This window comes from Nocardia sp. NPDC005998 (assembly GCF_040614395.1).
GTDB lineage: Bacteria > Actinomycetota > Actinomycetes > Mycobacteriales > Mycobacteriaceae > Nocardia.
Genome location: NZ_JBEXUI010000019.1, coordinates 38,717 through 63,273 on the forward strand (window position 1 = coordinate 38,717; position 24,557 = coordinate 63,273).

The 24,557-nt window shown below is 66.6% G+C and carries 22 protein-coding genes; 13 read left to right on the forward strand and 9 right to left on the reverse strand.

All coding sequences use genetic code 11. The features are described 5' to 3' along the window. The first annotated feature begins 19 nt into the window (after positions 1-19). The 9 genes from ABZ293_RS23940 (at position 20) to ABZ293_RS23980 (ending at position 11,563) form a co-directional block, all read left to right on the forward strand. Positions 20-2,764, forward strand: a complete 2,745-nt coding sequence (locus ABZ293_RS23940; protein WP_355183949.1) for a phosphoenolpyruvate synthase — start codon at positions 20-22, stop codon at positions 2,762-2,764. Beyond that, on the forward strand, positions 2,754-6,155 hold the full coding sequence (locus tag ABZ293_RS23945; protein WP_355183951.1) for an AMP-binding protein: 3,402 nt from the start codon (positions 2,754-2,756) through the stop codon (positions 6,153-6,155). The genes ABZ293_RS23940 and ABZ293_RS23945 overlap by 11 nt, the downstream gene beginning before the upstream one ends. Then, on the forward strand, positions 6,152-6,469 hold the full coding sequence (locus ABZ293_RS23950) for an acyl carrier protein (protein WP_355183953.1): 318 nt from the start codon (positions 6,152-6,154) through the stop codon (positions 6,467-6,469). Before ABZ293_RS23945 ends, ABZ293_RS23950 begins: the two co-directional genes overlap by 4 nt. Beyond that, positions 6,466-7,557, forward strand: coding sequence for an SDR family oxidoreductase (locus ABZ293_RS23955; RefSeq protein ID WP_355183955.1), 1,092 nt, complete (start codon positions 6,466-6,468; stop codon positions 7,555-7,557). Before ABZ293_RS23950 ends, ABZ293_RS23955 begins: the two co-directional genes overlap by 4 nt. Further along, a complete protein-coding gene (locus ABZ293_RS23960) occupies positions 7,554-8,486 on the forward strand; it encodes a nucleoside-diphosphate kinase (protein ID WP_355183957.1) in 933 nt (310 codons plus the stop codon). Before ABZ293_RS23955 ends, ABZ293_RS23960 begins: the two co-directional genes overlap by 4 nt. Next, positions 8,483-9,469, forward strand: coding sequence for a ScbA/BarX family gamma-butyrolactone biosynthesis protein (locus tag ABZ293_RS23965; RefSeq protein ID WP_355183959.1), 987 nt, complete (start codon positions 8,483-8,485; stop codon positions 9,467-9,469). Before ABZ293_RS23960 ends, ABZ293_RS23965 begins: the two co-directional genes overlap by 4 nt. Further along, on the forward strand, positions 9,469-10,101 hold the full coding sequence (locus ABZ293_RS23970; protein WP_355183961.1) for a nitroreductase family protein: 633 nt from the start codon (positions 9,469-9,471) through the stop codon (positions 10,099-10,101). The genes ABZ293_RS23965 and ABZ293_RS23970 overlap by 1 nt, the downstream gene beginning before the upstream one ends. Beyond that, complete coding sequence (locus tag ABZ293_RS23975) at positions 10,098-11,033, forward strand: hypothetical protein (RefSeq protein ID WP_355183963.1); 936 nt, start codon at positions 10,098-10,100, stop codon at positions 11,031-11,033. The genes ABZ293_RS23970 and ABZ293_RS23975 overlap by 4 nt, the downstream gene beginning before the upstream one ends. 362 nt (positions 11,034-11,395) lie before the next feature. Continuing rightward, on the forward strand, positions 11,396-11,563 hold the full coding sequence (locus ABZ293_RS23980; protein WP_354959468.1) for a hypothetical protein: 168 nt from the start codon (positions 11,396-11,398) through the stop codon (positions 11,561-11,563). Positions 11,564-11,665: 102 nt separating this feature from the next. Here ABZ293_RS23980 and ABZ293_RS23985 read toward each other — a convergent pair whose 3' ends face one another. The 7 genes from ABZ293_RS23985 to ligD form a co-directional block, all read right to left on the reverse strand. Next, the gene (locus ABZ293_RS23985; protein ID WP_355183965.1) at positions 11,666-12,436 is read right to left on the reverse strand and encodes a MerR family transcriptional regulator; all 771 of its coding nucleotides are present in this window, start codon (positions 12,434-12,436) and stop codon (positions 11,666-11,668) included. A gap of 135 nt (positions 12,437-12,571) precedes the next feature. Further along, complete coding sequence (locus tag ABZ293_RS23990; protein WP_355183967.1) at positions 12,572-14,122, reverse strand: NAD(P)/FAD-dependent oxidoreductase; 1,551 nt, start codon at positions 14,120-14,122, stop codon at positions 12,572-12,574. 11 nt (positions 14,123-14,133) lie between these two features. Then, positions 14,134-15,060, reverse strand: coding sequence for a ferritin-like domain-containing protein (locus tag ABZ293_RS23995; protein WP_355183969.1), 927 nt, complete (start codon positions 15,058-15,060; stop codon positions 14,134-14,136). 2 nt (positions 15,061-15,062) lie between these two features. Beyond that, entirely contained in the window at positions 15,063-15,968 is a 906-nt protein-coding gene (locus ABZ293_RS24000; protein ID WP_355183971.1) for an SDR family NAD(P)-dependent oxidoreductase, read from the reverse strand. Between the two features lies 1 nt (position 15,969). Further along, on the reverse strand, positions 15,970-16,956 hold the full coding sequence (locus tag ABZ293_RS24005) for an alpha/beta hydrolase (RefSeq protein WP_355183973.1): 987 nt from the start codon (positions 16,954-16,956) through the stop codon (positions 15,970-15,972). A 99-nt stretch (positions 16,957-17,055) separates the two neighbouring features. After that, positions 17,056-18,012, reverse strand: a complete 957-nt coding sequence (locus ABZ293_RS24010) for a D-isomer specific 2-hydroxyacid dehydrogenase family protein (protein WP_355183975.1) — start codon at positions 18,010-18,012, stop codon at positions 17,056-17,058. Between the two features lie 86 nt (positions 18,013-18,098). Beyond that, the gene (gene ligD / locus ABZ293_RS24015; protein WP_355183977.1) at positions 18,099-19,058 is read right to left on the reverse strand and encodes a non-homologous end-joining DNA ligase; all 960 of its coding nucleotides are present in this window, start codon (positions 19,056-19,058) and stop codon (positions 18,099-18,101) included. A gap of 112 nt (positions 19,059-19,170) precedes the next feature. Between ligD and ABZ293_RS24020 the strand changes: the two genes are divergently transcribed. The 4 genes from ABZ293_RS24020 to ABZ293_RS24035 all read left to right on the forward strand — a co-directional run bounded on the left by ABZ293_RS24020 (position 19,171) and on the right by ABZ293_RS24035 (position 21,907). Continuing rightward, complete coding sequence (locus ABZ293_RS24020) at positions 19,171-19,611, forward strand: MarR family transcriptional regulator (protein WP_354959475.1); 441 nt, start codon at positions 19,171-19,173, stop codon at positions 19,609-19,611. After that, positions 19,608-21,014 (forward strand): MFS transporter, encoded by a 1,407-nt coding sequence (locus tag ABZ293_RS24025; RefSeq protein ID WP_355183979.1) that lies wholly within the window; start codon positions 19,608-19,610, stop codon positions 21,012-21,014. Before ABZ293_RS24020 ends, ABZ293_RS24025 begins: the two co-directional genes overlap by 4 nt. A 42-nt stretch (positions 21,015-21,056) precedes the next feature. Continuing rightward, on the forward strand, positions 21,057-21,638 hold the full coding sequence (locus ABZ293_RS24030; RefSeq protein WP_355183981.1) for a hydrolase: 582 nt from the start codon (positions 21,057-21,059) through the stop codon (positions 21,636-21,638). Between the two features lie 65 nt (positions 21,639-21,703). After that, the gene (locus tag ABZ293_RS24035; protein WP_355183983.1) at positions 21,704-21,907 is read left to right on the forward strand and encodes a hypothetical protein; all 204 of its coding nucleotides are present in this window, start codon (positions 21,704-21,706) and stop codon (positions 21,905-21,907) included. 28 nt (positions 21,908-21,935) lie between these two features. On the opposite strand, the gene ABZ293_RS24040 is transcribed toward ABZ293_RS24035, so the two are convergent. After that, positions 21,936-22,094 (reverse strand): hypothetical protein, encoded by a 159-nt coding sequence (locus ABZ293_RS24040; RefSeq protein ID WP_355183985.1) that lies wholly within the window; start codon positions 22,092-22,094, stop codon positions 21,936-21,938. Between the two features lie 116 nt (positions 22,095-22,210). Further along, on the reverse strand, positions 22,211-24,334 hold the full coding sequence (locus tag ABZ293_RS24045) for a DEAD/DEAH box helicase (protein ID WP_355183987.1): 2,124 nt from the start codon (positions 24,332-24,334) through the stop codon (positions 22,211-22,213). Positions 24,335-24,557: the final 223 nt, after the last annotated feature.

The window sequence follows — 24,557 nt, forward strand, 5'->3', positions numbered from 1 at the left end:
GGCGGGGTGAACGGGGGTGATGGGAGTTGATGACTTGCAGGTTCTCGGACCGTGGACCGACCCAGCGACATTCGCCGCGCTGGCCGGGGGTAAAGCGCGTGGGTTGTACACCTTGCACAATGGCGGCTTCCGTGTCCCGGACTGGGCAGTGCTCGGCACCGATGTCTTCGATCGGTTCCTTATCGAAACCGACACGGACGTCGATCTGGCCGCCCTTGTGGTGAAAGTCACATCATCGGATGACTTGGCGACGGCGCTGGCCGCCGGTGCGGAATTACGCGCCGCGATCGTGGCCGCGCCGCTGCCGCCGACGGTTCTCGAGTTGATCGGCGACGCCTACGACCGCCTCGGCGTCAGTGCGATCGCGGTGCGATCCTCGGCGCTCGTCGAGGACGGCCTCGGCCATTCCTATGCGGGCCAATTCGATTCGTTCCTCAACGTCAACGGTGTCGACGCGGTCGCGGGCCGGGTGCGCGACTGCTGGGCATCGGCATTCTCGGACAGATCAATCCGCTACGCGTTCGCGCACGGACAGCCGCGTGCCGCGGCCATAGCCGTTGTCCTGCAACGCCTTATCGCCGCGCGCGCGAGTGGCGTGATGTTCACAGCGAACCCGATCACCGGCGCCACCGACGAATTGGTGGTCAGCGCGGTGTACGGCCTCGGTGAGGGGCTGGTGTCCGGTGCGGTGGACGCCGACTCGGTGGTGGTCGACAAATCCACTGGCACGGTGCTGGAAACGACTGTGGGGGACAAGGATCGGACCTACGCACCGGTCGGGGAGCAGGGCTACGCGGTGCTGGAGGTCGAGCAGCAGCAGCGCGAGCGCACCGTGCTCGCCGATGCCGAACTGGCCGAGCTGGTGGAGTGGGGACGCAAGCTGGAGGCCGATATCGGTGCGCCACAGGACATCGAGTGGGCCATCGATGTCGACGGGCTCTGGCTGCTGCAGTCACGGCCGATCACCACCGCGGTCGGCGAGGGTGCGGCGCGTGGCGCGGTGCTGCGCGGCGCAGGTGAGGTCGTCGCCGACGATGAACAGCGAATCTGGGACAACTCCAACATCATCGAGAGTTTCAGCGGCATAACCTCCCCGCTGACCTATACGACGGCCGCCGATATCTACGGCCGGGTGTATCACGGCTACGCGAAATCGCTGCGGGTGCCCGCCGAACAACTGCGCCAGACCGATCGCTGGACTCCGGTGCTGCTCGGCTACTTTCACGGCCGGGTCTACTACAACCTGCTGCACTGGTACCGGATGGTCGGCATCGCGCCCGGATATCCGCTGAACCGAAAGGTGCTCGAAGCGGCGTTGGGCGTCGATGAACCGCTGCCCGATGAGATCGCGAAGACCCTGCGCCCGTACACTTTCCGCACGCCGCTGGCGCGACTGCGCTCGCGCGGGGTCACCACGGTCATCTATGTGCGGCGGGTGTTCGGTATCGACGATATGGTCGAGCGCTTCATGGCCGAGTTCTACCGCGTCTATGACGAATACGACGCACTCGACTATTCGACGCTGACCGGTGAACAGGCCTATGCCGCCTATCGCAAGGTCGACCGCGATCTGGTCGAACGCTGGGGCTCGCTGTTGGTCCTCGACGCCATCCTGCTGACCTGCACCGGTCTGATGTATCTGCTGACCAAACTGCTGCTGCCGAAGGCGCCGGAGTGGTTCCTCTACGCCGTGGTCGGCCCCGGCGCGGATGTCGAATCCGCCGAACCGGCCCGCGCCATGACCGAGCTGGCACAGTTCGTCCGCACCGATCCCGAGCTGGTGTCATTGATCAATTCGACACCGCCGGAACAGATTTACGATGCGCTGGGTGATCACGCCGAACTGCGCGGCCGGGTCGAGGCCTATATCGACCGCTACGGCTATCGCAGCCTGGACGAGCTCAAACTCGAAACACCGGATCTGCGTGAGGATCCCGCGAGCCTGTTCATCATGCTGCGCAGTGCGATCGGCCGGGTCGGCGAGGCCGCGCAGCACAGCCGCGGTGCCGAGGCCGACGAATACCTCGATGCCAATCTGCGCGGCTTCCGGCGCCGGATCTATGAACGCCTGCGCGGCAAGGTGAATCGCAGCGCCGCCCATCGCGAGCGGCTGCGGTTTTGCCGCACCAGGGCCTTCGGGATGGTCAAGCGGATGATCCGGGTGATGGGCCGAGATCTGGTCGCCCGCGGCGTCATCGATGAATTCGGCGACGTCTTCTCGCTGACCGTCCAGGAGTTGCGCGGCTGCTACGAGGGCGCCGATACCGCCGGTCTGCGCGAGCTGGTCGCCGCACGGAAAGCCCAGCGCGCCAGGGACGCCGAGCTGGTGGCCCCGGCCCGCTTCGTCACCACCGGCGCGACCTTCGGGCGCGCCGAACTTGCGCGCCAGGGCTGGGTGCCGGTCGCCGATACTCCGGCCGCGACCGTCGGCACCGTGCTGCCCGGTACACCATCGGCATCCGGGCTCGTCGAGGGCAATGCGGTGGTCGTCGACGAGCCGCGCGACGTCGCGGGCGGCATTCTGGTGGCATACCGCACCGATCCCGGCTGGGTGGCCGCGCTGCCCTCGGCATCGGCGCTGGTCATCGAGCGCGGCAGCCCGCTGACCCATGTCGCGATCGTGGCGCGGGAGCTGGGCGTGCCGACGGTGGTTCAGGTCAAGGATCTGACCAAAAAGATACGGCCCGGTATGCGAATTCGGGTCGATGGTACAAACGGAACAGTGACTGTGCTGTCCGAAGGAGATCTGCGGAATGAAACCTGACGAAAACGTTGCCGCAGTTCGCAATTGGCTCGCAGACCCGGCGCGGGACACCGGAATCTATCTGGCCGATGAGTCGGACGGCTGGGACTATCGCAGCTATGCCGATCTCGCCGAGCTGACCTGGTCGATCGCGGCCAGCATGCGCGCGCACGGTATGGGCAGCGGCGACGGTGCGTGTGTGATCATGCCGACCGGATTCCCCTGTGCCGCAGCGTTCTACGCCGTGTGGGCGTGCGGCGGGGTGTTCACGCCGGTCGCGCCGCCGATGTTCGGCGACCTCGACCAGATCATCGCCCATATCGCGGCCATTCTGGAGCAGGCCCGGCCGCGACTGGTGGTGACCTCGACCGAATTCGAGGATTTGGTGCGCCGGGCCGCGGTCGCGGCGGGCCGCACCGATGAGCCGCTGGTGATCGATGCCGCGAAACTGGATCCGGTGCCCGAGGTTCGTGAATTCGGGGAGCCGGACGAATGCGCGCTGCTGCAATTCACCTCGGGATCCACCGGTACACCGCGCGGGGTGCGGGTCAGCTGGCACAACCTGGCCAATAACATCGCGATGATCTCGGCGCTGATCGACTGGCGGCCCGGCGAGACCATGGTCTCCTGGCTGCCGCTCTATCACGATATGGGTCTGGTCGGCGCATTCCTCACCACCGTGACCAATCAGGGCGATCTGTATCTGATGCGCCCGGACCAGTTCGTCCGTGACCCCGCGCGCTGGCTGCGTGCCATGACCCATGCCCAGCACACCCCGTCGCCGTCCTTCGCGCTCGGCTATGTGGCGCATCGGGTCGCGGCGGAGGAGATCGCGGATCTGGATCTGTCCGGATGGCGCACGCTGGCCGTCGGTTCCGAGCCGGTCGAGGTGGCCGACCTCCAGTCGTTCGCGAATCTCACTCGCAGCCGGGGCTTTTCGACCAACGCATACACCCTCGCCTACGGTTTGGCCGAGGCGACGCTGATGGTGACCTCCTCCGCGCGCAACCGGCCCATCACCGCCCTGCGGCTGGACAATCCGAATCTGCGCTTCGGCGAGCCGATTACGATTCTGGCCGAAGAGTTGCTCAACGATACCCACCGCGTCGAGGGCTCCGGCTGGATCACCGGACTCGGGTATTCGACGCCCGAATCGACGGTGCGGGTGGTGGATGAAGACGGCCGGGAGCTACCGGACGGCACCCTCGGCGAGATGATCGTGGTCGGCGATTCGGTCGCACTGGGCTACTCTGGCGAGCCGACCGGTGGTTCGTCGACGCGGATCGTCGAAAGCGTGCTGTTCACAGGTGATGCCGGATTCCTGCACAACGGTGAGGTGTTCGTACTCGGCCGGATGGGTTCGAGCCTGAAGGTGCGCGGGCGGTCGGTGTTCATGGAGGACATCGAATCCCGGGTCGCTCAGGAAGCCGGGATCACCAAGGGCAAACTCGCGGCCGTCGCGATCACCGAGGCCGGTGCCCAGGGCATCGCATTGTTCGCCGAATCGGCACCCGGTGACTGGATTACCGAGGCGCGCAGGATCATTCGCGGTGAACTCGGGCCCGCGCAGACGGTGACCATCGTGACCGGACCGCGCGGCATCATTCGCCGCACATCCAGCGGAAAGCCGCGGCGTCGGCACATGTGGCAGCTGTTCGTCGACGGTGCGCTGGCAGGCGCGGTGGTGCACGCGGCCGATGGTGTCGCGGAATCGGAACCGCGCGCCGATCGGGCCGGTACCGATGAGGCCATTCCCGAGCCCGCCCTGCCCGCCGAGCGGGTGCGTCAGCTACTCGATCGTGCGCTGGAAAGCATTGTGGTGCCGCGTGATTCGGCCGTTCTGTTCGAAGGATCGCTGGCGGAGGGATTCGGCAATGCCGGATCCGATGTCGACTTCCTGGTCGTCGCACCGGGTGATGAAGAACTGCCGACCCTGCCGACGGTGTTGTTCATCGACGGTCGCCGGGTGGAAGTGCGGACCCGGTCCGAGGCGCAGCTGCGTGATCAGCTGACACAGGCGGGTGATCCGGACCGGCTCGACGAGGATCTGCTCAACCGGTGTCAGCGTTTCCTGCGCGCGACCCTGGTCAAGTCCGGCACGCCCGATATCGCGGAACTGCGTGCGCTGCTTCCGCATTCGAACTTCGCCACAGTGATCGCGGACTGGTGGACCCGGCGCGCAACGCAGGCGCTGCGCTACGCGGTCGCATTGCGGGCATTGCGAGCGGAGGACGAGGCCGGGGAGTGGGCGCGCGACGGACTGCTGCAGGCCATGAAGGGCTGGGCGGCCCGCCGGGGCGAAAGCTATCTGGAGACCAAATGGCTGCCGCACCAACTCGACCGCATCGGCGACCACGAGCTGATCGATCGCTACCGCGAACTCGGCTTCCCTGCTGAAAATGTGGTGTGGGAACAAGTTTGGGAGCTGGCCGCCGCGCTCGGCATATCCGAGATCGCAGACGATTCGCATCAGCTCCTGTTCGCACGAACACCTCGGGTGACAACCTGGACGATCGGCGGTCGGGTGCATGTGATCCGCGGCGACCGTGATGTCTTCGCGCTCTCGGACTCCGCTGCCCGCGCCTGGCGCTCGGTGGTGTTCCGGCACTCCCTGCGCGATGTGCTGGCTCGTGCCGAGCACGATATCGCCGCGGATCTGACCGAATTCCTCGGGCTCGGTCTGGTCGGATTGCAGTGGCGCGGTGGCGAACTCGTCGAACCAGCACTGGCCATGTGCAAGTCGGTCAAGCCGTATACGCCGGTGCCGAGTTCGGCCGCGCCAGCGCTCGGCCTGACCGGCGCGGCCCGCGACGATGTGATCGCGACGCTATCGCCGCTGCCCGCGATCAGATTCACCGAATGCGCGCTGAATCTGGTGTGGTCGAATATTGTCCTGGAGAACGCCAGGGAGGATCTGGCGGGTGCGGTCAAGAACTCTCAGGGGGCGGTCGCCGATATTGCCGCCCATCGGCTGATCGCGATGGCGGTGCGTGTGCTGTTGTCCGCATTCGGGATTCACCCGCTGCCCGCCGATGTCGCGCCCGCGTCGACGGTGCGGCGGCTGTTGCCGGTGCACGCCGTGCGCCGCGATGAGCTGCTGACGCAGTTGGAATCGGCACGGCGGGTGCGCTTCTCGGAGATCATCCGCAGCGGCGGTGACACCATTGCCGGGCTGGCGATACTCGATGATTTCGTCGCCCTGGTTCGGTCGGTGGCCGCGGGTACCGATGCGACAGCGCAATTCCCGGCCTCCTTCGATTCGCGTGAGCAATGGCGGCGCACCCTGGCGATCGGCTATGACTGGCTGCGCATCGCTGGCTACCTGAACACCGACCTGCCCCTCGACGAGGCCCGCGATCTGCTGACCTCCGGTGGCCAACAACCTCATCTCCGGGAAGGAGAGCCGGCATGACGGCAGCATCGCGCAGCGATTCGATCGGGGGCGGTGCCCGGCTGACGGACGGACCCGCCGACAAGGTGCGCAGACTTGTCCTGGCCATGGCCCCGCAACCACCGGCCGAGCTGTCCGACGAGCACCGCCTCGTGGAAGACCTCGGCTTCGATTCGCTGCGTCTGATGGAGCTCACGGTCGTGCTGGAGCGGGCGTTCGCGCTGCCGCGCTACCGGCCGGAGGAGCTGGTCGGTGTCCGTCGAGTCGATGCGGTGATCGCCCTGGTGTCCGGCACCTTGGCGGCGGCCGAGCAGGTCGGCGAGGTGAACGGGTGAGCCTCGGCGATACCGTTCTGGTCACCGGCGCGGCGGGTCTGGTCGGCGCGGAGGTGGTGGCACGGCTGGCGGCCGCGAGTCGGCCGGTTGCCGCTGTGCTGCACAGCAATTCGACCATTGCGCGCAATGACGGCACGCTCATCGAGGCCGGGACGGCGGTCGCGGGTGATGTCCGGGTGCCCGGTTTCGGCTTGGCCGAAGGTGTCGCCGCGGATCTGGCCGAACGGGTCGGCATCATCGTGCACTGCGCGGCGACAACGGCATTCGACGCGTCGGCGGCCGATTACGAGGACCTCAATGTGCGTGGCACCGTGAATGCCATCGCGCTCGCCCGTCAATGGGATGTGCCGCTGGTGCACGTGAGCACCGCCTATGTCTGCGGTATGCGCGGCGGCACCATTTCCGAGGATGACCTCGATGCGGGCCAGAGCTTCGGAAATGGCTACGAGGACAGCAAATTTCGCGCCGAACAGCTCGTACGGGCGGCGGGCGCGGAGGGTCTGCAGTGGGTCATCGTGCGCCCGGGCATTGTGACCGGAGCCAGCGATACCGGCGTGATCCGGGAGTACAAGAACCTCTACACCGTAGTGAAACTCATGGTCGAGGGCAAGCTCCGTTCGCTACCCGGCCGCTACGATGCGACGCTTTCGCTGGCGCCGGTCGATCATGTCGCCGATGTGATCGCCGCTGCCGTGCTGGATTTCGACTCCGCGTGCAACCGCACGCTGCACGCCCTTGGCCGCGACAGCCTGTCCCTGCGCGAGGTGTCCGATGTACTCGCCGAATACCCGTCGTTCGAGGTCGCCACCTTCGTGCCGGAGGCAACCTTCTCCGAGGACGACCTCGAGCCGATCGAGCGGGAGTACTACCGCCGGATCGGCGCGCTCTACACCAGCTACTTCCGGCGGCGGCTGGTCTTCGACACCACCCACGCCGACGTGTTGCTCGGCAAGTTGTCCCCAGCGACGGGTAAGGAGTATCTACGGCTGCTGTTGGACTATTGCCTGGAATCCGGTTATCTGGGAATACCGCTGCCTTCGATCGAGGATATCTTGGCCAGCAACGACTTCGACGGAGCCGCACAATGAGTGCCATCACCCCCGAGCCACTGCGGCAGCTGCTGAGTACGCTGACGCCGTCGCCGGAGAAGGTCGAGGCCTACGTCGCCGACACCTACGTCCAGGAAACGGTCGACCAGCTCGACCGGCTCGGCGTGGACGCGGCCAAATTCGCCAGGGAACATTCGCTGCTGCTGCTCAAGCCGGACGCGATTGTCGCCCGTTCCGTCGAGCCGACATTGAACTGGCTGGCCGACAACGGATTTCACGTTGTCGGTGCCTGCCGCATTCCGGTGGACCGGCATCTGGCCCGCGCGCTGTGGTACTTCGCCTGGAATATCGCCTCCCCCGAACGCCGACGCCTCGCGGATCTGCTGGTCGGTATCTCGGATGTGCTGGTGCTCGTGGTGCACGGGGCCGACGGTGCTTTGCCGGTTCCGGTTCGGCTCACCGAGGCGAAGGGCGCCACCGATCCCCGCAAGCGCCGACCGGGCGAGCTGCGGTATCTGCTCGGCCGCCACAACTACCTGCTGAATCTGGTGCATTCACCCGACGATCCCGCAGATGTCCTGCGCGAACTCGCCATCTACCTGGATGAGTGGAGCCGAGCCGGGGTGATCGCGCAGGCGTGTGCGGGCGAGGACCGCTCGGCGGATGCGACCGCGATCGCACAGGACCTGTACGCGCGCACACCGGCACGCAGCTTCGAGCGGGCGGATGCGCTCGACCGGGTGCTGCGCGATCTCGAACGGGACGGCCGGACGGTCCCGCCCGGCTTCGATCCGACCTCGGATGCAGATTGCGCAGAGCTGCTGTATCAGGCCTGGGCCGACGGCCGCGATCTGGATCCCTGGTCCGCGATCGTGCTCGGATCCTATGTACTTCCCATGCGGACCGGCACCGAGCCGCAGATGTTACGGCCGGTGTCGGCCGAGGAATGGTTGGAGGGTCGACCGTGACCACAGAAACGGCCGCCGTACAGACGGCAAGCCATATCCGCACGATATCCCGGGAACTCGCGCACCGGTGCGCGGTCTCGGAGGTGTTCGTCACCTCGCTGGACACCGTGGGCGAACACACCTTCGTCGCCGGGGCCCAACTGCCCAGGATGCACGCCTATTACGGCGACCACGTCGGCTCGCTCGCGGTGCGCCACGATCCACTGGTGGTCATGGAGGCGGCGCGACAGGCCGCCATCGCATTGACGCACAAGTTCTATGAGGTGCCGCCCGAAATGGGCTTCGTGGTGCGCACTTTCAATGGTACCGGCTCCGACACCACGGCCTGGGAGGTCCGTACCGCGCCAGCGGATCTGGTCATGCGGGTGCGAGTTCCGCAGCGACACCAGCGCGGCGGCGTGCTGCAAGGTCTCGATATGGTGCTCGAAATCGAATCCGATGGCGAGCCGATGCTGACGGTCGACGGATCCTTCTCCTGGGTGACCCCACGGCAGTGGGCGGCACTGCGCAGCGGATTCCGGGAAAGCCTGGGGCTCGGACCATTTCACGGTGCCTCGGCGCTGACCGAACGGGCCGCACCTGCTGCGGTGGGCCGGGAGAACTGGCGCAATGTGGTGATCAGCCCGCCGGTGCGCACCGGCGCGGTCGCGCGGGCGACGCTCGTTCCCGACCTCGGCCATCCCTTCCTGTTCGACCACCAGCTCGACCATGTACCCGGCAGCCTGCTCATCGAGGCCTGCCGTCAGACCGCCTTGTCGATGCTCGTGCGTGATCTGCCCCAACTCGAATGTGTGGCAAGCGCTTTCGACCGATTCATCGAATTGGATCTGCCCGCTGAATGCACCGCGGAGATCACCGATCAAGGTGCGGGCAATATCGTGATCCACTGCGAGATCCACCAGGCCGATGCCGTCGCCGCCCAGATCGATCTCGAATTCGCCGAGGACGCACTGGTTTCCGAGGCCGATATCGAAGGAGTCTGATGGCCGAGGACTTCAAGGGCACCGACCTGCTGACCAGCACCCGCGCCTTCCGCCGCCGTCTCGATCTCAGTCGACCGGTCGCGCGCCAGGATCTGCTGGACTGCCTCGACATCGCGGTGCACGCCCCGAGCGGCACCAACCGTCAGCCGTGGCGCTTCCTCGTGGTCGAAGATCCGGCGATCAAACAGCAAATCGGCGATTACTACCGAAAGGGTTTCGCCGCTTACCTTTCCGCACGCACCCCCCGCCCCGACCAACTCGGCGATCTGGCCTCCGGCCAGCACCTCGCCGCGCACCTGCACGAGGTGCCCGCTCTGGTCATGGTGTGCTCGCTGGGGCGGCCGCCCGCGAACGCGTCCCCGCTGCTGCTCGCCAGCTTCTACGGCTCCATCTACCCGGCGGTGTGGAATTTCATGCTCGCCCTGCACGAACGCGGGCTCGGATCGACCATGACGACCGCGCATCTGGCCTACGAGCGGGAGATCGCCGATCTGCTCGGGATTCCGTTCGACCAGGTCACCCAGGTCGCGATGCTGCCGGTCGCGCATCTGCTGCCCGGTTCCCGGGGGCCCGGCCTGCGGCGCACTCCGGCCGCGGAGGTGACCATGTGGGACCGGTGGAGTGACGGATGAGCGCTCGCATCGCGTCCGCTCCCGGTCTCTTGGATTCGGTCGTTCGCATCGGTCGCTTCACGGCGGTGATGTACAAGCCGCACTACGTGCTCTACGGCGTGCTCTGGGTGCTGGCGCTGGAGGGCACCGCGGCCCTGGTGTCGCAACCGGATTCGGCCTGGCGGCCGACCGGGTCCACGGTATTGCGGATCGTCGTGGTCGCCTTCGTTCTGCTGTATCTGCGCATGGTCGACGAACAGAAGGACCTCGACTACGACCGCGTCCACAACCCGGATCGTCCCCTCGTCACCGGCGCGATCACCGCCACCGAACTTCGTGCCGCCATGACCGTCATCGCCATCGGCGCGATAGCCGCCAGCCGCATGCTGTCGGCGATCTCGGCGCTCATGATCGCCGCGGTCCTCGCCTATGGGCTGGTGCTGTGGGGTCTCGAGCGGCTGTCGGTCACCATCCGAACCGACATCCTGGTGAACCTGGCCGTCACCTACCCGGTCCAACTGCTCGTCACCGCCTACATCATCCTTTCCGGCGCCGATACCGGTGAAGTCCGCGCCACCTGGAAGACCGCCGCCGTCGCGCTGATCTTCGCGGGCGCATTCCTGCAATTCGAATTCGCCCGCAAGACTTCCCGAACCCCCCGCCCCGACGAGCACTACTACTCCAACGCCCTCGGCCCGATCGGCAGCACCGCCTTCGGACTGCTGTGTGCCGCCGTCGCCGCGCTCACCGATATCGCCCTCGTCCAACCGTGGACGTATCCATCGGCTCAGGCCGTTGTCGCCTGGATTCCCTTGACGCTCTTACTACTTCCGATCTGGGGCGCGGTGAAGTTCCTGCGCGGCACCCGGCCGGACTATCCGGTGCTCCCGGCCGTCCTGTTCATTCTGACGTCGTACATCGGGCTCATAGTTCAGGCGTTCACGCTGACGTAAGTCCGATCCCCGCAGCTGATTTCGGCCGCATCGGTCAGCCGATCGGCAGGCACGCCGACCCGAGACCGATCCCGATGCCGACGCTGACCAGGACCGACCCCTCGGACTCGGGTGTGTAATTGCCGCCGACGTACTTCGCGAGCACTACATGATCACCGGTCGTCGTGGGCTTCCAATCGAATTGCGCGATGAGCGCGCGGCACGCGCACCACCGTAGTTACCCGGGATGTCCGATGAGCCGCGGGCACGCGCCGGGCCCCGGTTCGAAGTAACGGTTGTGTTGCCATGAGCTCACCTGGCGTTGATTCCGCCGGAATTGGGAACTCCTGGTCACACGTCCCGTGAGCGGAATGAGGTGCCACATGAACACAGTGGTATGCGGCGACTGCTGGCGTCGCGAAAACTTGACGTTCGCACAGCGACTGGACCCGGCATTCATCCGGCCCGAATTCGCCTACCTGTGCGCGGAGCACCGGGCCTGTCGGGCCGAAACGCTCGGCCGCACCGACTTGCGGCAATCGGCGGCGTGAACACTCGAAACCTACCGCCCGCGATCGCGGCAAGTGCGTACTCGCCGCGCCGACTTCGTCGGGCTGCCATCCCCCTTGCGGCCCAGCGCATTTCGCTGGCGGTTAGGGCGCGTCGGGCAATGAGCCGGTGCGGCCACGCTCGCGCTCCGCGGCGGTGGCGAGGTAATCGCCCAACTCGCGGCGCAGCGTGACATCGAGGGATCGGGCCAGGGTGGCGTGCACCGAGGCCACGGCGAGTTCGCGCATCTTGTTGAGCATCGTTGTGGTGTCGGCGATTTCGCTGCTGGTCTCTGGCAGCCAGCCGGGTCCGTGCTCGTCGACGATGTGCTGTTTGGCGGCCGTGATCATGATGTGGGTGATGTCATCGATGTGATCGGCGACCTTGGCGTAGATCTCGATGAGCGTGCGCAGTTCCAGGCCGTATTCGTGCAATTCGGCGAAAGAGGTGAGCAGTGCGGTATCGGTGAAGGCGACGGTATCGCCGTCGATCCGCACCAGCTTCATCTCCGCGAGCCGGTCGACGAGTTCATCGGTGTCGGCGCCGAGAATGGTGCCGATGAGTTCGCGGGGGACCTCGAAGGTTTCCTCCTTGGCCCAGGTGGCCGTCACCGCGTGCTGTAGGCCGAGCACCTCGGTGAGGTCTTTGCCGGTCTCCCAGCTGGTGATGAAATCGGCGATATGGGCGGTGGTGAAGCCGCGCTGCAACAGCGCGTCGATCAGCCGCAGCCGCTCCAGATGCGAATCGTCGTAGATGCTCGCGCGCCCGTCCTTGCCGACCGGCGGTGGTAGCAGCCCGCGTTCCTGGTAGGCGCGCACATTCCGGGTCGTGGTGCCCGCGGCGCGGGCGAGATCATCGATCCGGTACTCCGGCACCGATATCACCTCCCATAGCGAGTGCGCCGCGCTGCACCGGCGGCCCGGACACGGTCTTGGAACCGACCGAGTCTAACGATAGGGCCACCGCTGGCGATTGCTTGCAGGTCGCTCGGAACAACCAGCCGCCCGGCCCTAGGAAACCGCCGCGATCCGCGGTTTCGTGCGCGCGCTCACCGGCACGACGTGGTAGTCATCGAGGTGCACAGTCCGCAGCTGACCGACGTACTGGGTGGCGAAACCCGGATACATGGTCGCGTTGAACCCGTCCTCGGTGAGATACCAACTGCGGCAGCCGGAGTTCCAGGTGGTGCTGCCCAGCCGCCGCTGGATCGCGGCGTTGTAGCGGTCCTGCCGGTCCCGGCGCACATCGAGCATGCGCAGATTCCGGTCGAGGATGATGCCGATCGCGTGGACCAGATAGTCGATCTGGGCCTCCATGTACACCAGTGCCGAATTGTGTCCGGGCCCCGAGTTGGGCCCGAAGGTGAGGAACAGATTCGGGTAGCCGGATACCGCGATGCTCTTATAGGCATAGGCGCCGTGGCGCCATTCCTCGGCGAGCACCCGCCCGTCCCGGCCGACGACCGGAATGGGGGAGCCGGTCTTGGAGACATCGAATCCGGTGGCGAAGACTATGCAATCGGCCTGGTGCTCGATACCTTCCGCGGTGCGGATGCCGTGTTCGGCGATACGGGCGATCGGCCAGGTGATCAGCTTGCAGTTGTCACGTTGCAGCGCCGGATAGTACTCATCGGTCATCAGCAGCCGCTTACATCCGGCGCGGAAGTCCGGGGTGAGCTGGCGGCGCAGCCACGGATCCCGGACCTGCCTGCGCAATTGGGCCCGCCCGACGAGTTCGACCACCCGGGTCAGCGGGGTATTCCAGACCACGCCGAGCGCCACCGATTCGTGCCCGTAGAACCAGGCCAGGCGCGACAGCGATGCGGCGGCGGGCACCCGGCGGTAGAGCTGTTTGGTCAGCGGTGTGGTGCGCCGATTGATCCGGGGCAGCACCCATCCCGGCGTCCGCTGGAACACCTTGACCGAGGCCGCCTGCTCGACCAGTTCCGGAATGATCTGCACCGCACTGGCTCCGGTGCCGATGACCGCGACCTTCTTGCCGGTGAAGTCATAGTCGTGATCCCAACGGGCACTGTGGATCTTGTGTCCCCGGTAGTCCTCGATACCCGGAATATTCGGCAGACCGGCATTGGCCAGCGGTCCCGAGGCCAGCACCACGGCCCGCGCGCGAACGGTCTCGTGTCGGCCTTCGATCGTGACATCCCAGACTCCGGCGTCCTCGTCGAAGGCGATGCCGGTGACATTGTGGCCGAAGCGAAAATGCCTGTGCAGTCCGAATCGCGCGGCCATCGACTCGATATAGCCGAGGATTTCACTGCTGCCGGAATAGGTGTGCGACCAGTTCGGGTTCGGCGCGAAACTGTAGGAGTACAGCCGCGACGGAATGTCGCACGCCGCACCCGGATAGGTGTTGTCGCGCCAGGTTCCGCCGATCGCCGTGCCGCGTTCGAAGATCGCGAAGTCGCTGATTCCCTTTTGCTGCAGGCGAATCGCGGCACCGATACCGGCGAACCCGCCGCCGATAATGGCGACGTCCACTGTGCGCCCACCCGTCGTCCGGCTGTCACCCCTGATCGAATTGCTGCGCGATGCGGTATCCATCTGTTCGCTCCTCATGCGGCGGGCTCGTAGGTGAGTTCCTTGGACCAGGTGGGGTCCTTGCGCAAGAGCGCCTTCGGCACGCGCGCGGTGATCTTCACCAGTGCGTCGGCCAGCAGGTGATACGGGTGGCCCCGGTTGATCACCCAGCCGCCGTGCATCTTCACGATCTGGTACATCGGCAGCCTGCGTGCGAATTCGCTGCGCTCGCCGACATTGGCGTAGCGCTTGAGCGCGGTGTACAGCTTCTCCTCGTCGACGCCCATCTCGACAATGTTGTCGCGCATCTTGTTCAGCAGCGGCACATAGCTCAGCACGCCGATGATGAACGAGGGCTTGGCCCAGCCGCCGACCAGATCGATCAGCAGTTTGCGCATCTGCGCGTGTCCCAGCAGATCCATCACCGCGAAATCCACGGCCAGATGTCGGGATTCGTCGGCATTGATCCTCTTGAAGGCCTCCTGGCACACCGGATCCTCGATCTCGTCCATGATGAACTTGATCAGCGCGCCGTCCAGGGCGACCTCCAGCATCGGGATCACCGTGCCGAGGAACGATAGCGACATATCGTCGGAGTACTGGTCCAGGAAGTCGATGACCAGTTTGACGTTCACATTCGGCTGCGGAATCTCATCGCCGTCGAGCATGCCCCAGCGCCGCATCAGCGCAAGTTCAGCATTGGCGTGCTTCTGCTCCTCGGCGTGGAAGTAGCGGTAGATCTCGCGCAGCGTCTCAGTGGGCGCCTTCTTCGCCATGGCGGCGAAACCGCGCGCGCCGACATTCTCGATCCACATCAGATCGGCCATGAACGGCTTCAGTTTGGCGTGCAGTTCGGGCGAGATCGTCTCCGCGCCGGGGGCATCCCAGTCGATATCGGCCAGCGCCCACTGCCGATCCTTGATCTTGCGGAGCATATCGTCGAAGTCCATGCCGTTCGCCATGGTCAGACTCCCGTCTTATCGGAGACCGCGGAGCGGTCCGTGGTGGTCGGGTTCTCCTGTGGCAGTAGCCGATCCAGGAGGCCGAGGGCATAGGTGTATTGGGCGGGGAAGTAGCGCTTGAGCCGCCAGATGAGGTGGGCGTCCAGCTGCGGCAGCACATACAGCTGGCCGCGGTCATGGGCGTCGAGGGTGGTGCGCGCGACCCGGTCGGGGGAGAAGCCGGTCAGGCGCATGAGGGTGTCGGCCAGCCGAGCCGATTGTTCGGTAATGCGGCCGTCGCGTGCCACATTGGTCTTGACGAAGGTCGGGCACAGCACGGTGACCGCGACCCCGGTGCCGCTCATTTCGGCGGCCATGGTCTCCGACAGCGACAGCACCGCCGCCTTGGACGCGTTGTAGACCGCCATCGAGGGCGCGGCGGCGAAGGCGGCCGCCGAGGCGACATTGATGATCCCACCGTGGCGGGCGGCGCGCAGTTGCGGTGCGAAGATCTCGCACCCGTGCACGACACCCCACAGGTTGATGCCGAGCGCCCATTCCCAGTCGTCGAATCCGATCTCGCCGACATGCTTTCCGCCGATGCCGACGCCGGCATTGTTGACCACTAGCGTGACCGGGCGTTCGAACAGCGATTCGGCGAAGCGCGCGAGCACTTCCACGTCCTCGCGCCGGGAGACATCGCAGCGGAACGCGTGTGCCGCGCCCGGGTGGTTGCGTTCGATGAGCGCGACGGTCGCGTCGGCGCGGGATTCATCGATATCGGCGCAGATCACCTGCCCACCGCGGGCGGCGATTTCGAGTGCGAAGGCCCGGCCGATGCCGCTGCCAGCGCCGGTCACCACCGCGCGTGCGCCGTGACTGCGGCGCGGCCGGATGCCGGCCGGAATGAGCCTTTCCAGTCCGAACATATCAGCTCACCTTCTCCGTGACAGTATGGGAAATCAGTGCGGTACAAAGGAATTCGGCGGCCCGCCGCAATGCCCGGTCCGCCTCCGGCACCAGCAGCGGCAGCGCCTGGAAAACGTGCACCTGGCCCGGCCAGATCTCGAGTTCGCACGCGCCGCCCACTGCCCGCACCATCTCGTGCAGGTGTCGGGCATCGGCGCTGAGCATTTCGGCGCCGCCCGCCTGGATGAGCATCGGCGGCAGCGCCATACCCGGTGGCACGCGCAGCCGCAGCCGCGGTGCGTCGGCGGGCAGACCGCGGGTGTAGGCGTGCGGGAGTCGGCTGGCCGCGCGGGCCGAGATGACCGGATCCCGTTGCCGCCGTTCCTGTTCGGCGGCCAGCCCGAGGGTCAGATCGAGCAGTGGGGAGAACATCGCGACGGCGGCGGGTTGCGGCCGGTTATGACGTCCGTTCTCGAGCAGCAGATCCAGCGCCAGATGTCCGCCCGCCGAATCGCCGGCGATCGCCAGATCGTGTGCCGCGATACCGCGGTCGAGCAGCCAGCGGTATCCGGCCTCGACATCATCGGCGGCGGCCGGAAACCGATGTTCCGGCGCGAGCCGGTAGTCGGTGAGGAAGACCGGCAGCCCGGTCCTGCGCGAGAGCTGTGCGGCCAGTCCGCGATGGGTGCGGGCCGAACAGACCACATAGCCGCTGCCGTGGATGTAGTAGATGGCGCGCGGTCCGAAATCCACACCGGGGGCACGGACCCATTCGCCGCGGACAGTGCCGGATCTGACCTGGGTGACAGCCGTGCCCCGCGGCGCTGGGCCCGCCGTGGCCATGATCGTCGCGATCAGCTTGCGTGCGAACCACACTCCCGGTGCGTTCATGGGTACCGCATTGTTCAGCGGCCGCAGCCCGATCTCGCATGCGCTGGCAGCGAGCCTGGACCGCGCCGACGGCACCGTCGGAACGCCGGGGACCGAGGTCCTCGTTGACCTTGTCATGTTCTCAGCGTCATCGATGAATGTGCCAGTTGTCAATGGCACATTCAAAACAGGCTGATCACGATGGCGCCAGGGTCAGGCCCTGTATCGGCCGAGGTATCAGTAGCCGCGGTGTGGGTCGATCGGTGCGAGGAGATCGCGGCCAGCGATGAAACGGAGCACGTTCTCGCTCACGTGGTCGGCGAAGGCGGCGAGTCGCAGTTGCGGGGGATTCGAATCATGCGGGGTGACAATGGCATTCGGCAGCACCCAGAGCGGATGGCCGTCGGGCAGCGGTTCCGGATCGGTGACGTCGAGGCCCGCACCGCCGATCGCGCCCGCGGCCAGCGCGGCCACCAGCGCGTCGGTGTCGATCAGGCTGCCGCGGGCGACATTGATGATCCAGGATGTCGGCTTGAGGCGGGCGAGTTCGTCGGCGCCGACCAGATGGCGGGTGGCGGGGGTGGCCGGGGCGGCAATGACGACGTGGTCGGTGCGCGGCCAGACCCGGGCGAGCTGATCGGCCGGAATCGTCTCGATGGTGTCGGGGATGCCGGGGCCGGTTACCGGTGTGCCGGAGCGGTTGACCGCGACGACGTGCACGCCGAGCGGAATGAGCATGGGGATCAGGGCGCGCCCGATTCCGCCCGCGCCGACGATCGCGACGGTCTTACCGTGCAGCGTGTCGACATGGGGAAAGAACTCCTGCTGCCGCCAACTCCCGGCGTGCAGATGTTCGGGCAGATAGCGCACCCCGGCGAGTAGCAGCATCAGTGCGTGTTCGGCCACGCTGGCGGCGAAAGCGCCTGCGGCGGAGGTGAATCGAATGTCGGGATGGCGGGCGAAGATGCCCGCGGTGAACCAGTCCTCGACACCGGCCGCCGGGAGCTGCACCCATTCGACGCTCTCGGGCAGTTCGTCCGGGAATTCGCGGGGACCGCCGGCCCAGATCAGCGCCCTGGCCTCCGCCAGATCCACAACGTTCGCGCCGCATTCGACCACCGCCTTGCACAGCAGGGTCGGAGCGGGCATGGCCGGGCCGATCGCGATCGGAACCGGAACCTCGGCGGGGCTCATGGACGACCTCCTATCGCGGGCGAGACCAGGGAGCAGCTGACTACGAAGCGAACGGTAGCACCGGTAACTGCTGCGGCCGTCGGTTGTCAGTCCTGTTCGTCGAGGTCGACCGCGACGTTGTCGCGGTCGGCCCACTCCAGCAGTCGGTCGATGCGGAATACCGCGTCGTCGATGCCCGCGTGCAGATCACCGAATTCGGCGAAGCGCGCGGGGACGGTCTTTATGGTGAAATCCTGCGGTTCGACATCGGGTATCTCGTCCCAGCGGACGGGGGTGGATACCGTCGCCTCCGGGACGCCGCGCACCGAATAGGCGGCCGCGATGGTGTGGTCGCGGGCGTTCTGGTTGTAGTCGACGAACAGCAGGTTCGGATCGCGGTCCCGGCGCCACCAGGTGGTGGTCACATCGTCGGGCGCGCGCCGCTCGACCTCGCGCGCGAAGGCCAATGCCGCGCGACGCACCTCGGTGAAACCCCACTCCGGCGCGATGCGGACATAGATGTGCAGGCCCTTGCCGCCGGAGGTCTTCGGCCAGCCGACCGCACCCAATTCGTCGAGCACCTCATGGGCAATGCCCGCCACCCGCCGCACCCGCGACCACGGGCAATCCGGCATCGGATCCAGATCGATCCGCCATTCGTCGGGTCGCTCGGTATCGGCGCGGCGGGAGTTCCATGGATGGAATTCGACGGTCGACATCTGCACCGCCCAGATGACATCGGCCAACTTGTCCACGCAGAGTTCGTCCGCATGTCTGCCGTAGCGCGGGAAGAAGACCCGCACCGTCGGAATCCAGTCCGGCGCGCCCGCTGGCAGCCGCTTCTGATGCACCTTCGCGCCCGCGAGCCCTTTCGGAAACCGGTGCAGCATGCAGGGCCGGTCCCGCAGCGCGCGGACGATGCCGTCCCCGACGCTCAGGTAGTACTGCACCAGGTCGAGCTTGGTCGCGCCGGACTCCGGGAAGTAGATCCGGTCCGGGTTGGAGATGCGGACGGTGCGGTCGCCGATATCGAGTTCGACAGCGGGCGACGCGGACTTACTGGCCACCTGTCCGACGATAACGGCTGCACGGTCCGATCGCGTGCATCCGCGTGATATGCAGGTCGAACTGAGCAGTTAGAACTGTACAGTTGAGACTGAATAAATTAGAGTCGTCGGCATGGCCGAGAAGATCTCCGAATCCGCCGTTCGGGCCGCTGCCGAGGTGCGGGTCGTCTTCGGCAGGCTGCGCCGGCGCATGCGCGAACTGGCCGCCGACGACGACCTGACCCCGTCGCAGGCGGCCGTGCTCAGCCGCTTGGACAAGGACGGCGCGGCATCGACCAGCGATCTCGCCGCGGCCGAACGCGTGCGCCCGCAGTCCATGGCCATGACGGTCGCGGCGCTGGATCGGTACGGATTCGTCGAACGCCGCCCGGATCCCGCGGACGGGCGCAGGCAATTGCTGTCATTGACGGCGGCGGGGCGCGAGCGGCTGCGGGGTGACCGACAGGTGCGCCAGGAGTGGCTGGCGCGGACCCTGCAGCAGCGGTGTACGGAGGCGCAACGGCGCACCATTCTCGAGGCACTCGCATTACTGGACGATGTGGCGCAATCATGACCGCTGTCGAACAGCAGCACACTGGACCATCCACTGGCACAACGGGATTCGATCGCGGGCTGATCGCGCCGATGATCCTCGGCTCGATTCTGAACCCGATCAACTCCTCGATGCTCGCGGTGGCGCTGGTGCCGATCGGGAAGGCGTTCGGCGCACCGCCGTCGCAGACCATCTGGCTGGTCTCGGCCCTCTACCTGGCAACAGCGGTCGGCCAACCGGTCCTCGGACGGCTCGTCGACCGATATGGGCCACGCACCCTCTATTTGATCGGCACCGCACTGGTCGGTATCGCGGGCTTGCTCGGTGCGCTCGCGCCCGGTCTCGGCGTGCTGATCCTGTCCAGGGTGCTGCTCGGATTCGGCACCTCGGCGGCCTATCCGGCCTCGATGTTCCTATTGCGCAGCGAATCCGAGCGGACCGGAGCGCAGAGCCCGGCCGGGGTGCTCGCCGTATTGTCGATCGCCAATCAGGTGATGGCGGTGGTCGGGCCGACGCTGGGTGGGGTGCTGATCGGCGTGGGCGGTTGGCATCTGATCTTCACCATCAATGTGCCGCTATCGCTGGCGTGCCTGGTGCTCGGGCGGATGCGCCTGCCCGGGAGGGCCGAATTGCCCGCGGCGGTGCGGGCGCGGCAGGACGGCGGCGTGGATATCGCTGGCATGGTGTTGTTCGCGGGTGCGCTGGTCTCGTCGATGCTGTTTCTGATGGAACCGGCCCTCGCGCACTGGTATCTGCTGGTGATCGCCGGTGTTGTCGGGCTGGTATTCGTGCTGCGGGAGTTGCGTGCCGCCGCGCCGTTCATCGATCTGCGGGTGCTCGGCGGTAATGCGCCGCTGCTGGCCACTTATGGCCGTCAGGTGCTCGCCTTCGTCACCGCCTATGCCTTCCTCTATGGCTTTACCCAATGGTTGGAGGAGGGGCGGTCACTGAGTGCATCCGTGGCGGGGCTGGTGCTGTTGCCGATGTCGTTGAGCGCCATAGTGATTACCGCCATTACCGGACGGCGTCGCCAGGTGCGCGGCAAGCTCATCGCGGGCGGTCTGCTGCAGGTCGCCGCGTGCGCGTGCCTGCTGCTGCTCGGCCCACACACCGGAATCTGGCTATTGGTGGCGCTCGGTGTGCTGATCGGGCTGCCGCAGGGGCTCAACGGGCTGGCCAATCAGAATGCGCTGTACTACCAGGCCGATCCGGCGCGAATGGCGTCGTCGGCCGGATTGTTGCGCACCGGAATGTATCTCGGTGCGTTGATCGCGGCGGCGGCCGATGCGGCCGTCTTCCCGCAGGCCGCCGATAGCGCCGGGGTGCACGAGTTGGCGGTATTGCTGCTCGTCGTGTCGGTGCTGTTGGTGATCGTCACGGTTGCGGATCGCTCACTCGCGCGCGTGGGGCGCGCGGCAACCTGATCTTCATATATCCCAGGACAATTCACCTCGAAAGGTCGCATCATGCCGGTTACCACACTCGACGAGCGCACCGCACTGGTCGTCATCGACCTGCAGCACGGCATCGTTGCTGCACCGCGCCAACCGCATTCGGCCGCAGCGGTCATCGAGAACTCCGCCGCGCTCGCCCACGCCTTCCGCACCCACGGCCTGCCGGTGGTGCTGGTGCGGGTCTCGTTCTCGGCCGATGGCGCCGATCAGGTGAAGGGGCGCAACGAATTTCCGTTCCCGGGCGGCAATCCGCCGGAGGGCTGGGACCGGATCGTGGACGATCTCACCGGCCATCCCGAGGATATCCACGTCATCAAGCGCAATTGGGGCGCGTTCTACGGCACCGACCTGGACCTGCAACTGCGCCGCCGCGGCATTACCCAGATCGTGCTGGCCGGGATCGCGACCAGCATCGGCGTCGAATCGACCGCCCGCGCCGCGCACGAACACGGCTACCACGTCACCCTGGCCGTCGATGCCATGACCGATTCCGATGCCGAGGCCCACCGGCACAGCATTACCAAGATCTTCCCGCGCCTCGGCGAAACCGGCACCACTGCTGAGATCGTCGAACTGGTTGCCGCAACCCGCTGACCCGTGGCTTCGCCGGTCGTGAACATCGGGTGTCAACCGGGGTCGAAGGGGCGCACACTGGCGAGATGACCAAGCTGATGCGAGCGATTCGTCGTTTGTTCGGACGCGGGGTCCCCGCCGGTGGCGGCGGGGGGCCCGGCGAAGCCGGTGGCGGCGCCGCGGGCGTTCGCGAGCCGCGCCGGCCGATACTGCCCGACGACCGACTCAGCGATACCAAGCGAATGGAACCGGATCCGCCGACGCTTCGGCTACCGGACGCGCGCCAGTGAGGCGTGACCGGTAACCGACCGCTGCGGCTCAGTTGTCTCCGCGCAGTTCCGGCATGGGCGGTAGCTCGATGGTGTCGGCGAGCGGGTCGACGCACTGGTTTTGCAAAATCTCGAAGAACGCCTCGGCCGAGCCATACCGCGCGGTGACCTCTCTGAGCAGCCGTTCTGCGGGCATGTTCGAGTTCATGTGGATATCGTGACCTACCGAACCCGGCCTGAAACGCGCGTTCGCTAAATATTCGCTAGGTTGTTAGTTATTGAGCGGCAAACGATGGGTTCGCGCATGCACCCGCCCGGTACCGATTACGTCTGGGTCGCCAGCGCGAAGGGCAGAACCGCCGGTGCACCGGCGTTCCGGAGCGCATGGGCCGCCACCGTGAGCGTCCACCCGGTATCGGAGAGGGCGTCGACCAGCAGAATCGGCCCGTCGACCGAAATCGGGTCCGGGATCAGCCAGGAGTCGAACAGCCCGGCCACCCGGTGCGCGGAATTCGCGGCCGATACCGGCGGCCGGTCCGGACGCAACCGCAGGGTGCCGAGGTCACGGAGGCGACCGACCTCGGCGAGGCGGGCCGCGAGGGTGGCGGTGAGCACCGGATGGCGATGCGATTCGAGGGCCATGACCGCGGTCGGGCGGGTCGCCCAATTCCACTCGCGCAATACCGCGATGCAGGCATCGAAGACCGCGTCCGGAACCGGATCGTCCGGGGCGTCGAGGAGGGCGCGCAGGCGCTGGCCCCAACCCAGATCGGTGAGCCTGCCGAGAGTTCGTCCGGTCTCGGCGCCATTGGTGATCTTGCCGGACAACCGGATGCCGAGTTTCGCCATCCCGGTCGGCCACTGTTTGCGCGGGGCGAGGTCGAGGCCGGGACGGTCGAGTCGGGCCCGGGTCGCGGCAATGGCCGAGGAATCGATGGTGGTATCGAGCCGGGTGCCGGTGCAGTTGTCGCAGCGACCGCAGCCGGGCGCATCGTCGTCGAGCGCGGGCAGTCCCGGGTCGTCGAGCTGGCGGCGCAGGAACCGCATCCGGCAGCCGGTGGTGCGCTGGTAGTCGATCATCGCCTGCTGTTCGACCTCGCGGGCCGCGGCCAGGCGTTCGTAGCGTTCGGTGTCGTAGGTCCACGGCTGTCCGGTGGCGATCCAGCCGCCGCGGACCCGGCGCACCGCGCCGTCCACATCCAGCACCTTGAGCACCATCTCCAGTCGCGAGCGGTTCAGCTCGACCAGCGGTTCCAGGGCGGCCGTCGACACTGCCCGGTCGAAATCCAAGGCGTCGAGTACCGAGCGCACTATGTGTTCGCGCGGAAAGGCAACGGAGGCAAAGTAACTCCAGATCCTGGTGTCCTCAGGTCCGGGCAGCAGCACCACCTCGGCGCGATCGGTGCCGCGGCCCGCGCGACCCACCTGCTGGTAGTAGGCGATGGGGGAGGACGGGGCGCCGACGTGCACCACGAATCCCAGATCGGGTTTATCGAAGCCCATGCCGAGGGCGGAGGTGGCGATGAGCGCCTTCACCTCATTGTTGAGCAGCGCCGCCTCCAGCACTTCGCGTTCGGCGGTATCGGTCTGCCCGGTGTAGGCGGCGACATTGTGCCCGTGCGCATTCAGCACATCGGCAAGATCGTGGGCGGCGGCGACGGTGAGGGTGTAGACGATGCCGGAGCCGGCCAGCTCGCCGAGGTGCCCGCTCAGCCAGGCGGTGCGCTCGACCGCGTCGTCGAAGTGGACCACCGACAGGTGCAGGGATTCACGATCCAGGGTGCCGCGCAGTACCAACGTTTGGGTGCCGATCTGGGTCGCGACATCGGTGACCACCCGGTCGTTGGCGGTCGCGGTGGTGGCCAGCACCGGCACATCGGAGCCGAGATCGGCGATGAGGGTGCGGATGCGGCGGTAGTCGGGCCGGAAATCGTGACCCCAGTCGGAGACGCAGTGCGCCTCGTCGATCACGACCAGTCCGGCGTCGGCGGCCAGCTTGGGCAGTACCTGGTCGCGGAAATCCGGATTGTTCAGCCGTTCCGGGCTGACCAGCAGCACGTCCACCTCGCCCGCGGCCACCCGATCATGGATCTCGTCCCATTCGGTGACATTGCCGGAATTGATGGTCGCCGCGACGACGCCCGCGCGTTCGGCGGCCGCGACCTGATTGCGCATCAGCGCCAGCAGCGGCGACACGATCACCGTCGGGCCGCGTCCCGCCCGCCGCAACAGCTTGGCCGCGATGAAATACACCGCCGACTTACCCCAGCCGGTGCGCTGCACCACCAGCGCCCGCCGCCGCTGCACGATCAGCGCCTCGATCGCCGTCCACTGATCCGCGCGCAGCCTCGCCCCCGGTCCCGCCAGGTCGCGCAGCAGCTCCTCGGCCCGCTCGCGCAGGTCGGGAGCTGTGAGGTCGATCGCTGACGTACCGGCCGCCGTGGTCATGCGCTCCATCGTGCCCGATGCCACCGACAGCGCTACCGACCACCGCCGTGCGCACCATGCTGCCCGAATTCGACGGCTCGGCCGATACTCCTGGGCAATGAACAACAGGGATGCGAATTGCTCTCTGGGGAGTGTGAGTGAACGCGAGTCTGTCTCGAGTCAATATCTTGGCAGGATCCGGCCGGTCACATGGTTGATGCCACGGCCGGCGAGATCACCTGAG

What these genes read in the sequence shown, in the direction of transcription:
- ABZ293_RS23940 (WP_355183949.1), top strand. Translation starts at nt 20, where the DNA reads ATGGGAGTTGATGACTTGCAGGTTCTCGGACCGTGGACCGACCCAGCG.
- ABZ293_RS23945 (WP_355183951.1), top strand. Translation starts at nt 2,754, where the DNA reads ATGAAACCTGACGAAAACGTTGCCGCAGTTCGCAATTGGCTCGCAGAC.
- ABZ293_RS23950 (WP_355183953.1), top strand. Translation starts at nt 6,152, where the DNA reads ATGACGGCAGCATCGCGCAGCGATTCGATCGGGGGCGGTGCCCGGCTG.
- ABZ293_RS23960 (WP_355183957.1), top strand. Translation starts at nt 7,554, where the DNA reads ATGAGTGCCATCACCCCCGAGCCACTGCGGCAGCTGCTGAGTACGCTG.
- ABZ293_RS23970 (WP_355183961.1), top strand. Translation starts at nt 9,469, where the DNA reads ATGGCCGAGGACTTCAAGGGCACCGACCTGCTGACCAGCACCCGCGCC.
- ABZ293_RS23975 (WP_355183963.1), top strand. Translation starts at nt 10,098, where the DNA reads ATGAGCGCTCGCATCGCGTCCGCTCCCGGTCTCTTGGATTCGGTCGTT.
- ABZ293_RS23980 (WP_354959468.1), top strand. Translation starts at nt 11,396, where the DNA reads ATGAACACAGTGGTATGCGGCGACTGCTGGCGTCGCGAAAACTTGACG.
- ABZ293_RS23990 (WP_355183967.1), bottom strand. Translation starts at nt 14,122, where the DNA reads ATGGATACCGCATCGCGCAGCAATTCGATCAGGGGTGACAGCCGGACG.
- ABZ293_RS23995 (WP_355183969.1), bottom strand. Translation starts at nt 15,060, where the DNA reads ATGGCGAACGGCATGGACTTCGACGATATGCTCCGCAAGATCAAGGAT.
- ABZ293_RS24000 (WP_355183971.1), bottom strand. Translation starts at nt 15,968, where the DNA reads ATGTTCGGACTGGAAAGGCTCATTCCGGCCGGCATCCGGCCGCGCCGC.
- ABZ293_RS24005 (WP_355183973.1), bottom strand. Translation starts at nt 16,956, where the DNA reads ATGACAAGGTCAACGAGGACCTCGGTCCCCGGCGTTCCGACGGTGCCG.
- ABZ293_RS24010 (WP_355183975.1), bottom strand. Translation starts at nt 18,012, where the DNA reads ATGAGCCCCGCCGAGGTTCCGGTTCCGATCGCGATCGGCCCGGCCATG.
- ABZ293_RS24020 (WP_354959475.1), top strand. Translation starts at nt 19,171, where the DNA reads ATGGCCGAGAAGATCTCCGAATCCGCCGTTCGGGCCGCTGCCGAGGTG.
- ABZ293_RS24025 (WP_355183979.1), top strand. Translation starts at nt 19,608, where the DNA reads ATGACCGCTGTCGAACAGCAGCACACTGGACCATCCACTGGCACAACG.
- ABZ293_RS24030 (WP_355183981.1), top strand. Translation starts at nt 21,057, where the DNA reads ATGCCGGTTACCACACTCGACGAGCGCACCGCACTGGTCGTCATCGAC.
- ABZ293_RS24035 (WP_355183983.1), top strand. Translation starts at nt 21,704, where the DNA reads ATGACCAAGCTGATGCGAGCGATTCGTCGTTTGTTCGGACGCGGGGTC.
- ABZ293_RS24040 (WP_355183985.1), bottom strand. Translation starts at nt 22,094, where the DNA reads ATGAACTCGAACATGCCCGCAGAACGGCTGCTCAGAGAGGTCACCGCG.
- ABZ293_RS24045 (WP_355183987.1), bottom strand. Translation starts at nt 24,334, where the DNA reads ATGACCACGGCGGCCGGTACGTCAGCGATCGACCTCACAGCTCCCGAC.